The 11,613-nt window shown below is 73.3% G+C and carries 3 protein-coding genes; all 3 read left to right on the forward strand.

The features are described 5' to 3' along the window. Positions 1-4,125: type I polyketide synthase (locus ABZ208_RS38030; protein ID WP_356914028.1), on the forward strand; the 4,125-nt coding region annotated here is incomplete at its 5' end. 36 nt (positions 4,126-4,161) lie between these two features. Further along, the gene (locus tag ABZ208_RS38035) at positions 4,162-9,642 is read left to right on the forward strand and encodes an SDR family NAD(P)-dependent oxidoreductase (RefSeq protein ID WP_356914030.1); all 5,481 of its coding nucleotides are present in this window, start codon (positions 4,162-4,164) and stop codon (positions 9,640-9,642) included. A gap of 34 nt (positions 9,643-9,676) precedes the next feature. After that, positions 9,677-11,613 (forward strand): type I polyketide synthase (locus tag ABZ208_RS38040; RefSeq protein WP_356914029.1); only part of this gene is annotated, 1,937 nt, incomplete at its 3' end.

Genomic DNA, 11,613 nt, shown 5'->3' on the forward strand with positions numbered 1-11,613 from the left:
AGCGGCACCAACGCCCACACCATCATCGAGCAGGCACCCGCTTCGGCGGCGCTGCCGCCCACGCCCGACTCCGGCGCAGTCGTGCCGTGGGTGCTCTCCGGCAGGACCGAAGCAGCACTGCGGGCGCAAGCCACCCGCCTCGCGTCCTTCCTGGAGGACAGCGACGGCGACACCGCGGTCCCGGCGGCCGATGCGGCTTACTCGCTGGCCACGACCAGGGCGGCCTTCGAACAGCGCGCCGTGGTGGTCGCGGACACCCTTGAGGAGCTCCGTCAGGGGCTGGCCGCCGTCGCGGACGGCTCCACGCTGCCCGGCGTGGTGACGGGCACCGCACGCGCCGGCGGCAAGACCGTCTTCGTCTTCCCCGGGCAGGGGGCGCAGTGGGTGGGCATGGCCGCCGACCTGCTGGAGACCTCGCCGGTCTTCCGTGACCGGATCGACGCCTGCGAGCGCGCCCTCGCGCCGCACGTGGACTGGTCGCTGACCGCTGTGCTGCGCGGGGCGTCCGATGTGGAGCAGGATCGGGTCGACGTCCTGCAGCCTGTGCTGTGGGCGATGACGGTCGCGCTGGCCGAGGTATGGCGTTCCTTCGGGGTGACCCCCGACGCGGTCGTCGGACACTCCCAGGGCGAGGTCTCCGCGGCGGTGATCGCCGGAGCGATCTCCCTGGAGGACGCGGCGCGCATCGTGGCGCAGCGCAGCCTCGCGGTGCGCGAACTCCAGGGTCGCGGCGGCATGGCCTCGGTGACGCTCCCGGACGAGGAAGCACAGGAACTGATCGGCCGGTGGGCCGGCCGCCTCGGCATCGGCGCCGTTAACGGGCCCGGAACCGTCGTGGTCTCCGGAGACACCGACGCCTTGGACGAACTGCTCGCGCACTGCGAGAAGGAGGGCATCCAGGCCCGCAAGGTCGCCGTCGACTACGCCGCGCACTCGCCGCAGATCAAGCAGGTCGAAACGCAGGCCGGCGAGGGATTCGCCGGCATCAGCCCCCTCCCCGGCGCCGTGCCCTTCTACTCCACGGTGACGGGCGGGCGGTTGGACGCGGGCGAGCTCGGCTCCGGCTACTGGTACCGCAACATGCGGCAGACCGTGCGGTTCTACGACGCGATCCGGTTCGCCCTGGCCGACGGGCACGACGTGTTCGTCGAAGTCAGCCCGCACCCTGTGCAGCTGGCGGGCATCCAGGACGCCATCGAGGCCGCCGAGGCCGAGGCCGTGGTCATCCCGACGCTGCGCCGTGGCGACGGCGGCCGGCACCGGCTGCTGCTGTCGCTGGCACAGGCCCACGTGCACGGCGTCGCCATCGACTGGAACGCCGTCCTGCCCGGTGCCCGCCGCGTCGACCTCCCGACCTACGCGTTCCAGCACGAGCGCTACTGGCTGGAAGCGGGCGCGCCGGGCGGCGACGTACGGGCGGCCGGACTGGACTCCGCCGACCACCCGTTCCTGGGCGCGGCGGTGGAACTGCCCGACGCCGGCGGTCACCTGCTGACCGGTCTGCTGTCGCTGAAGGCCCAGCCCTGGCTGGCCGACCACGCGGTGCTGGGCACGGTGCTGCTGCCCGGCACGGCCTTCGTCGAGCTGGCCGCCCACGCCGCGGCCGAGACCGGCTGCGACGTGGTCGAGGAGCTCACTCTGCAGGCACCGCTGCTGCTGCCCGAGCACGGCGGCGTTCAGATCCAGGTCCTCGTGGGCGCCCAGGACGACTCCGGCCGCCGCCCGCTGAGCGTGCACTCGCGCGCCGGGGAAGGCCCCTGGATCCGCAACGCCACCGGCGCCCTCGCCACCGGCGGGGCCCCTTCCGGCACCGACCTGAGCAGCTGGCCACCGGCCGACGCGCAGCCGGTGGACCTGGACGGCTTCTACGACCGGCTGGCGGACCTCGGCCTGAGCTACGGCCCGCTCTTCCAGGGGCTGCGCGCCGCCTGGCGCGGCAACGACGCGGTCTACGCCGAACTGGCCGTCCCCGACGAAGCACACGCCGACGCGGACGCGTTCGGTGTGCACCCGGCCCTGCTCGACTCCGCCCTGCATGCTCTGGGGGCGGGCGGGCTCGTACCGGCAGCCGACGGGCCCCTGCTGCCCTTCACGTGGTCCCGCGTCACGGTCCACGGAACCGGAGCGGCCGCCCTGCGGGTACGGCTCTCGCAGGCCGGCGGCGACGCGGTACGGCTGGAGGTCGCCGACGGCACGGGTCGGCCCGTCGTCTCGGTGGAATCGCTGACGCTGCGCGCGGTGTCGGCCGACCAGCTCCGTACGCGCTCCCGGGACTCCCTGTTCACCGTTGAGTGGGCGCCGCTCGCTGCGCTGTCTGAGGCGAACGGCCCGGCCTTACGCGTCTACGACGACATCGCCTCCCTCCTCTGCGCCCCGGAGACGGAGACCGGGGCGGAGGCGGACGTCGACGCCGTCGTCGTGCCCTGCCCGGCCGGGTCGGGCACCGACGCCGAGCGGGTCCGGGAAGTCCTGGCCGAGGTGCTCGGGCTGGTGCAGGCGTGGCTGGGCGAGGACCGGGCCGCCCGCCTGGTGCTGGTGACCCGGGGCGCGGTCGCCGCCGGTGACGACCCGGCACAGGCCGATCCTGCACAGGCCGCCGTGTGGGGCCTGGTGCGGTCGGCGCAGTCCGAGAACCCGGACCGCATCGTCCTCCTCGACACCGACAAGAACACCGACTGGCAGCACACCGTGGCGACGGCCGTACCCCGGCTCGTCGCCTCCGAGGAGCCGCAGGCGGCGCTGCGCGGCGACACGCTCCTGCTGCCCCGGCTCGCCAGGGCCGCCGCCGACGCCCCGCAGGGCGCCCCGGACTTCGGAACCGGAACGGTGCTCCTGACCGGCGCGTCCGGCGCCCTGGGCGGACTCGTTGCCCGGCACCTGGTCGCCGAGCACGGCGTGCGCAGCCTGCTGCTGATGAGCCGGCGCGGCGCGGATGCCGAGGGCGCGGCGGAGCTCCAGGCGGAGCTCACCGCCTCGGGCGCCGAAGTGCACTGGGCCGCCTGCGACGTGGCCGACCGCGACGCCCTCGCTGGGGCACTCGCCGGGACGCCGGTGACGGCCGTGGTCCACACGGCCGGTGTCCTCGACGACGGCGTGATCGGTTCGCTCACCCCGGAGCGCCTGGACGCGGTGCTGCGCCCCAAGGTCGACGCCGTGCTGAACCTGCACGAGCTGACGGGCGAGGTGTCGGCGTTCGTCGTCTTCTCCTCGCTCGCGGGCACGCTCGGCACCCCCGGCCAGGCGAACTACGCAGCCGCCAACGCCTTCCTGGACGCCTTCGCCGGGCGCCGCCATGCGCAGGGGCTCCCCGCGGTGTCGCTGCCGTGGGGCCTGTGGCAGCGGACCGGCACCATGACCGAGGACCTCGGCGGAGCGGACCGGACCCGGCTCGCCCGCGGCGGCGTCGTGCCGCTGTCCGATCAGGACGGCCTGGAACTCCTCGACGCCGCGCTCGCGCTGGAGGAGCCCTTCGTGGTGGCGGCACGGCTGGACATCGCCGCCCTGCGGAACGCGGCCGCCCCGGTGCCGCCGCTGCTCAGGACGCTGGTCGGCGGCCGGCCGCGGCGTACGGACCGGGCAGCCGCCGTACCGCTGGCGCAGCGGGTCGCGGACCTGCCGGAGAGCGAGCGCGAAGAGGTGGTGCTGGACCTGGTCCGGTCCGAGGTCGCCGCCGTCCTCGGGCACAGCTCGGCCAAGTCCGTCCAGCCCGACCAGGCCTTCGGCGACCTGGGCTTCGACTCGCTGACCGCAGTGGAGCTCCGCAACCGGATGAACAAGGCCACCGGGCTGCGACTGCCCGCAACGCTGGTCTTCGACTACCCGACGCCGACGGTGCTCGCTCAGCGGGTGCTGAAGGACCTCCCCGGCGGCACGGGCGGGACGGTGTCGGTGTTCGACGGGATCGACCGCCTCGCCGCCGCCCTCGAAGGCGCCGGAGCGGACAGCGTCGACAACATCACCCGAACCAAGATCAACATGCGTCTCCAGGCGCTGCTCGCCCGCTGGAACGGGAACGAGCCGGCCGATCCGGGAGGCGCCGGCGGAGCCGAGGACGAGGACGACCTCAGCTCGGCGAGCGACGAGGAGCTGTACGAGCTCCTCGACGACGAACTCGGCATCTCCTGAACTGCGCAGGCCGAAAAGGGGCGGGCAACACCGATGATGAACGAAGACAAGCTCCGGGACTACCTCAAGCGGGCCACCACCGACCTGCGCCAGGCCCGGCGGCGCGTGCGCGAACTGGAGGCCCGGGACCAGGAGCCGATCGCCATCGTGGGCATGAGCTGCCGGTTCCCCGGCGGCATCGGCTCCCCCGAGGCGCTGTGGCGGCTGCTGGCCGAGGGCGGCGACGCGATCTCGCAGTTTCCCGAGGACCGCGGCTGGGACGTCGACTCGCTCTACGACCCCGACCCCGAGCAGCCGGGCAAGGTCTACACCCGGCAAGGCGGATTCCTCCACGACGCGGCGGACTTCGACGCGGACTTCTTCGGGATCAGCCCGCGCGAGGCCCTGGCGATGGACCCTCAGCAGCGGCTGCTGCTGGAGACCGCATGGGAAGTCTTCGAGCACGCGGGCATCGACCTCGCCCCCCTCAAGGGCAGTCGCACCGGCGTCTTTGCCGGCCTGATGTACCACGACTACGGCTTCACGCCCGGCGTCCTCCCCGACGGCGTCGAAGGGCTGCTCAGCACCGGCAACTCCGGCAGCGTCGCCTCCGGGCGCATCGCCTACACCTTCGGCTTCGAGGGCCCCGCGGTCACCATCGACACCGCCTGCTCGTCCTCGCTCGTCGCCCTGCACCTCGCCGTGCAGGCACTGCGCAACGGCGAGTGCTCCATGGCGCTCGCCGGCGGTGTGACGGTCATGGCGGGCCCGAGCGCGTTCGTCGAGTTCAGCCGCCAGCGCGGCCTCGCCCCCGACGGCCGCTGCAAGTCCTTCGCGGCGGCCGCGGACGGCGCGTCATGGTCCGAAGGCGCCGGCCTGCTGCTGGTCGAGAGCCTGCGGGACGCCCGCCGGCTCGGCCACCAGGTGCTCGCTGTCGTCCGGGGCAGCGCGGTGAACCAGGACGGCGCGTCCAACGGCCTGACCGCGCCGAACGGTCCTTCGCAGCAGCGCGTGATCCTCGAGGCGCTGGCCAGCGGTGGGCTGTCCGCCGAGGAGATCGACGCCGTCGAAGCACATGGCACGGGCACGAACCTCGGCGACCCGATCGAGGCGCAGGCGCTGCTGGCGACCTACGGACAGGACCGCGAACGGCCGCTCCTGCTCGGCTCGCTGAAGTCGAACATCGGCCACACGCAGGCTGCGGCGGGTGTCGCCGGCGTGATCAAGATGGTGCTGGCGATGCAGCACGGAGTGCTGCCGCAGACGCTGCACGTCGACCGGCCGACCCCGCAGGTCGACTGGTCGGCCGGCTCGGTCGAGCTGCTGACCGAGGCGGTCGTGTGGCCGGAGTCGGACCACCCGCGCCGGGCCGGGATCTCCTCGTTCGGGATCAGCGGCACCAACGCGCACGTCATCCTTGAGCAGGCGACCGAACCGGCGGCGGAGGAACCGGCCGACGACACGGCCGGGGGTGAAGGTGCGGCGGTCGACGAGCCGCTTCGGCCGCGGACCTCGGTGGTCCCGTGGGTGCTCTCCGGAAAGACCGGGGAGGCGCTGCGGGAGCAGGCGCAGCGGCTGCTGTCGTCCGTGGACCTCGCGGCCGCGTCGCCGGCCGACGTGGGGTTCTCGCTGGCGGCCACCCGGTCGGCACTGGAGCACCGGGCTGCGGTGGTCGGTGCCGACGCCGACGAGTTGCGCGCAGGGCTGACCGCACTCGCAGCAGGCAAGCCCGCGGCACACGTGGTGACGGGGCGCGCCGATGCCGCCCGGGGCAAGGTCGGGTTCTTGTTCTCGGGTCAGGGTTCGCAGCGGCTGGGGATGGGGCGCGAGCTGTACGAGGCGTACCCCGCGTTTGCTGCGGCTTATGACGAGGTGTGTGCGCGGCTGGATGCGCCGGTCGATGTCGATGCTGAAACGCTTCACCAGACCGGGTGCACCCAGCCCGCGTTGTTCGCGGTCGAGGTGGCGCTGTTCCGGCTCCTGGAATCCTGGGGCATCCGGCCCGACTACGTGGCCGGTCACTCCGTGGGCGAGATTGCAGCCGCTCATGTGGCGGGCGTGCTGTCGCTCGATGACGCGGCGAAGTTGGTGTTGGCGCGTGCTGCGTTGATGCAGGCGCTGCCGGCCGGTGGCGCGATGGTGGCGGTCCAGGCCTCCGAGGACGAGGTGCTGCCGCACCTGACCGAGCACGTGGGTATCGCGGCGATCAACGGGCCTCAGTCCGTGGTGATTTCCGGTGCCGAGGATGCCGTGCTGGAGATCGCCGAGGTCTTCACGCAGCAGGGTCGTAAGACGTCGCGGCTGAAGGTCAGTCACGCCTTCCACTCGCCGCTGATGGACCCGATGCTGGAGGACTTCGCCGACGTCGTACGCGCTCTGTCCTTCAGCGAGCCGCAGATTCCGGTGGTCTCCAACCTCACGGGCGGCGTGTCCGAGGCATACACCCCCGAGTATTGGGTCCGCCACGTTCGCGAGGCCGTCCGCTTTGCCGACGGTGTGCAGACCCTGCACGACCTGGGTGTGACGACCTTCGTCGAGATCGGCCCCGGCGGCGTCCTCAGCGCGCTCGCCCAGGGCTGCCTCGACGGCGACGTCGTCACCGTCCCTGCCCTGCGCACCGACCGCCCCGAACCGCAGGCGATCACTCTCGCTGTCGGCCGGCTGCACACCCACGGCGTCTCCCCGGACTGGCAGGCGCTGTTCCCCGCAGCTGGCCGCGTCGGCCTGCCCACCTATGCCTTCCAGCGCGAGCGCTACTGGCTCGAAGGCACGGCCGCGCTCGACGTCTCCTCGGCGGGCCTGGACTCCTCCGGTCACCCCCTGCTCGGCGCGGTGGTGGAGACTGCCGGGGGACAGGACGTGCTGTTCACCGGCCGTCTGTCCCTGGCCGACACGCCCTGGATCGCGGAACACACGGTCGGCGGGGTGCCGGTGCTCCCGGTCGCTGCGTTCGTGGAGCTCGCACTGGGCGCGGGCCGGCAGGCCGGGTTCCCGCATCTGGAACAGCTGGACGTGGACGCCCCGCTGGTCCTGGCAGAACAGGGCGCCGTCCGCATCCAGGTGCAGGTCGGCGCGGGCGACGACACCGACCGGCGGTCGGTGCGGGTCTTCAGCCGGGCCGCCGCCGGCGGCGCCGACGAGCCGTGGGTCTGCCACGTCACCGGAGAACTCACCCGCAGTGCTCCGGCGGCGGAGTTCGACATGGTGATCTGGCCGCCGGCGGGCGCCGAGCCGGTGGACGTCGAGGACCATCCGAGCCTGCGCGCCGCCTGGCGCGCCGGGGACGAGCTGTACGCCGAGGCCGCGCTGCCTCTCGCGGAGCGGGACCGGGCGGACCGCTACGGCCTTCACCCCGTACTGCTGGACGCCGTCCTGGACACCCTGGCGCTCGACCGTGCCGGCGATCCCGGCCAGGTGCTCATGCCCTACGCCTGGAGCGGCACGTCCGTGCACGCCCCGGGAGCAGGGACCGTGCGCCTACGGGTCCGGCCCGCTGCCGACGGCGACGCGGTGGCGATCGAACTGGCCGACGCCGACGGTGCTCCCGTCGCCTCGGTGGCGTCCCTGCGGACGCAGACGGTGTCTCCACAGCAGGTGCTGGCATCGCGCGTGGCGCACCAGGACTGGATGTTCGAGGTCGACTGGGTCGAGCACACCGCCCCGGCTGCTTCCGCTCCCGAGGCCGAGTGGGCGGTCCTTGGCGGCGACGGCCGCTACGCCGACATCGACGCGCTCCGTAAGGCGGTCGACGACGGTGCGGCCCCGCCCGCCCACGTGCTCCTGCCCTGCGCCCCGAGCGAGGGCGGTGCCGCCTCGGCGACACGCGAGTTACTGGCCGGTGTGCTGTCGGCCGTCCAGAAGTGGGTCGCCGACGAGCAGTTCTCCGATGCGCGGCTCGTGGTGATGACGCGCGGAGCCGTCGACCTGGACGGAGCGGCGCCGGACCTCGCACACGTCGCGGTGGTCGGCCTGGTGAAGTCGGCCCAGTCCGAGCACCCGGACCGGCTCCTGCTCATCGACGCGGACGACTCCGTCGCGGACGGGGGTGTTGACCCCGCGCTGGTGGCGGCGCTCGCCGCCCTCGACGAGCCGCAGGCCGCAGTGCGCGGCGGCAAGCTGTTCGTACCGCGCCTCGCCCGGATCGCCCCGTCCGAGGAGCCCACCGATCACGCGTGGGACCCCGAAGGGACCGTGCTGCTCACCGGCGCGACCGGTGGCCTCGGACTGTCGTTCGCGCGGCACCTCGTCGCCGAACGCGGCGCACGGAGGCTGCTCCTGGTCAGCCGCCGCGGCCCCGCCGCCGAAGGCATCGGCGAAGTCGTCGCCGCCCTGTCCGAGCTTGGCGCGCACGTCGACGTGGCCGCCTGCGACATCGCGGACCGGGACGCCCTCGCGGAGCTCCTGGCCTCGGTCCCGGCCGAGCAACCGCTCGTGGCCGTGGTGCACGCGGCGGCCGCTCTGGACGACGGCGTGATCACCGCACTGACCCCGGAGCGCCTGGACACCGTGCTGCGGCCGAAGGCCGACGGGGCGCTGCACCTGCACGAGCTGACCAAGGACCTGGACCTCTCCGCGTTCGTGCTCTTCTCCTCCCTCGCCGGAGTCCTGGGCAGCGCCGGCGCGGCGAGCTACGCGGCGGCCAACGCCTTCCTGGACGGGCTGGCGCGGCAGCGCCGGGCCGCGGGCCTGCCCGGTACCTCGCTGGCGTGGGGCCTGTGGACGGACAACGGCGGCATGGGCGACCGGATCACCGACGCCGATCGCAACCGGATGGGCCAGGCCGGGGTCGTGCCGTTCACCTCCGCGGAGGGGCTGGCACTGTTCGACGCCGCCCTCACCGTTGACCGGCCGGTGATCGTGCCGGTCCGGCTGGACGTCGCGGGGCTGCGCTCCATGGCCCGCGCCGGCATGCTGCCCGCGGTCTTCCGCGGCCTCGTCGGCGACACCGGCGGCACGGCCGAGGAGGCCGCGGCCGCCAGCACCCCCGCCCTGGCCCGGCGCCTCGCCGGGATGCCAGAGGCAGACCGGGAGAAGGTGCTGCTGGACCTGGTCCGCAAGCAGGCGGCCGCGGCCCTGGGCCACGCCACTGCGGACCGGATCGAGCCCACCACGGCCTTCCGGGATATCGGCTTCGACTCCCTGACCAGCGTGGAGCTCCGCAACCGGCTCAAGGCCGCGACCGGGCTCCGGCTCAAGCCCACCCTCGTCTTCGACCACCCCAACCCGGTCGCAATCGCCCGGCTCCTGCACAAGGACCTGGTCCTCGACCTCGGCGCCGAAACCTCGCCGGTGCTCGACGAACTGGACCGGCTGGAAGCCCAGCTCGCCGCGCTCGACCCGCAGGACGCGGTACGGGACAAGGTCACCGCCCGGCTCAAGGCGCTGCTCTGGAAGTGGACCGACACCCAGCAGGACACCGCGGCGAACACCGCCGACGCCGGCCCCGGCACCGACCGCGACTTCGACCTCGACCGGATCGACGCCGCCACCGACGACGAGATGTTCGACCTCATCGACCAAGAGCTCGGGTCTGCCTGACTCTTCTCACGCACTGCTATCGAGGACGTAAAACATGTCGAACGACGACAAGCTCAGGGATTACCTCAAGCGCGTGATGGTGGACCTGCGCCACACCCGCAGGCAGCTGGGTGAGCTGGAGGCGAAGGACACCGAGCCCATCGCCATCGTCGGGATGGCCTGCCGCTACCCGGGCGGCGTCGGCTCGCCCGAGGACCTGTGGCACCTGGTCTCCTCGGGCGGCGACGCCGTGACCGAGTTCCCCGCCGACCGCGGCTGGGACCTGGACGCGATCTACGACCCCGACCCCGAGCGGACGGGCCGGACGTACGTGCGCGAGGGCGGCTTCCTCCACGACGCCGCCGACTTCGACCCCGCGTTCTTCGGGATCTCCCCCCGCGAGGCCCTGGTCATGGACCCTCAGCAGCGGCTGCTCCTGCAGACCTCCTGGGAGGCCTTCGAACGCGCGGGCATCGACCCCGCCACCGCGCGGGGCACCCGGGCCGGAGTGTTCGTCGGTACCAACGGCCAGGACCACGCCTACCTCCAGCGGCAGGGCGACAGCGACATCGAGGCCCACCTCGTCACCGCGAACACCGCGGCCGTGGTCTCCGGCCGCATCTCGTACGCCCTCGGCCTCGAAGGCCCGGCCGTCACCGTCGACACGGCTTGCTCGTCCTCGCTGGTGGCGCTCCACCTGGCCACCCAGGCGCTGCGCCGCGGCGAGTGCTCGCTCGCCCTCGCCGGCGGCGTGACCGTGATGGCCACGCCGAACACGTTCATCGCGTTCAGCGCGCAGCGCGGCCTGTCGCCCGACGGCCGCTGCCGCGCGTTCTCCTCGACCGCCGACGGCACGGGCATGGCCGAAGGCGTCGGCGTGCTCCTGCTGGAGCGGCTGTCCGACGCCCGCCGGCTCGGCCACGACGTGCTCGCCGTCATCCGCGGCAGCGCCGTGAACCAGGACGGCGCGTCCAACGGCCTGACCGCCCCGAACGGCCCGTCGCAGGTGCGCGTGATCCAGCAGGCGCTGGAGAACGCGCGGCTGACCGCCTCCCAGGTCGATGCGGTGGAGGCGCACGGCACGGCCACCACCCTCGGCGACCCGATCGAGACCGACGCGCTGCTCGCCACGTACGGACAGGAGCACTCGGGTGACCAGCCGCTGTGGCTGGGGTCCATCAAGTCCAACATCGGTCACACGCAGGCGGCTTCCGGTGTCGCCGGTGTGATCAAGATGGTGATGGCCATCCGCAACGGCGTGCTGCCGCAGACGCTGCACGTCGACGAGCCGACCACCCAGGTCGACTGGACGGCCGGCGGCGTCAGGCTGCTGACCGAGGCCGTCCAGTGGCCCGAGTCGGACCACCCCCGCCGTGCCGCCGTCTCCTCCTTCGGCGTCAGCGGCACCAACGCCCACACGATCATCGAGCAGGCCCCTGCCCTCGACGAGGAGACCATCGAGGCCCCCGCGGGCGCGCTGCCGTGGGTGCTCTCGGCCAAGAGCGACGTGGCGCTGCGGGCCCAGGCCGAGCGCCTGCTCGCCTTCCTGGAGAGCGGCCCCGGCCGGTCGCCGGCCGACATCGGCTTCTCCCTCGCCACGACGCGAGCCGCCTGGGACCGGCGGGCGGCCGTCGTCGGCGAGAGCCTGGAGGAACTCACCGAAGGCGTACGGGCACTGGCGTCGGGCACCCCGTCCGCGGCCGTGGTCCAGAGTACGGGCCGCCTCGGGGACAAGACCGGTTTCCTGTTCTCCGGCCAGGGCTCGCAGCGGGCCGGCATGGGACGCGAACTCTACGACGCCTTCCCGGCCTTCGCCGCGGCCCACGACGAGGTCCGTGCCCACCTCGATGTCACGCTCGACGCCGACGCGGAGCAGCTCAACCAGACCGGGTGCACCCAGCCTGCCCTCTTCGCGGTCGAGGTGGCGCTGTTCCGGCTCCTGGAGTCCTGGGGCATCCGGCCCGACTACGTGGCCGGTCACTCGGTCGGCGA

The organism is Streptomyces sp. NPDC006208 (assembly GCF_040613775.1).
GTDB lineage: Bacteria > Actinomycetota > Actinomycetes > Streptomycetales > Streptomycetaceae > Streptomyces.

What these genes read in the sequence shown, in the direction of transcription:
- ABZ208_RS38035 (WP_356914030.1), top strand. Translation starts at nt 4,162, where the DNA reads ATGAACGAAGACAAGCTCCGGGACTACCTCAAGCGGGCCACCACCGAC.